Below are 510 nucleotides of genomic sequence, written 5' to 3'. Positions count from 1 at the left end.
AACGCCAAGGACGCCAAGGGCCGCTCGGCCACCGAGAACGCGACCTTCACCACCGTCTCGTCGGCCAACAGCTTCATCGGCAGCTACACCCCCGACAACGGCAAGACCGTGGGTGTCGGCATGCCGGTGTCCTTCAACTTCGACAAGGTGATCACCAACAAGAAGGACGTCCAGTCCCACATCAAGGTGACCTCCAGCAGCGGCCAGCAGGTCGTCGGCCACTGGTTCGGCGCCCAGCGCCTGGACTTCCGGCCGCAGGACTACTGGAAGGCCGGCTCCAAGATCACCATGAAGATCGACCTGGACGGGGTGAAGGGCGGCGAGGGCATCACCGGCGTGCAGTCCAAGACGGTCTCCTTCACCATCGGGCGCTCGCAGGTCTCCACCGTCGACATGAACACCCAGACCATGACGGTCAAGCGGGACGGCCAGACCCTCAAGTCCATCCCGATCTCCGGCGGCAGCCCCGACAACCCCACCTACAACGGCCAGATGGTGATCTCGGAGAAG

Annotated in this window: 1 protein-coding gene; it reads left to right on the top strand. The window is 64.1% G+C overall.

Features of this window, described 5'->3' with window-relative positions; genetic code table 11:
• Nucleotides 1-510: L,D-transpeptidase family protein (locus tag ADL29_RS08260; protein ID WP_245689233.1), on the top strand; the 510-nt coding region annotated here is incomplete at both ends.

It is taken from the genome of Streptomyces chattanoogensis (genome assembly GCF_001294335.1).
Classification (GTDB): domain Bacteria; phylum Actinomycetota; class Actinomycetes; order Streptomycetales; family Streptomycetaceae; genus Streptomyces; species Streptomyces chattanoogensis.
The sequence above is the reverse complement of the archived record's forward strand: the minus strand, read 5'-3'. Positions and strand labels throughout refer to the sequence as shown.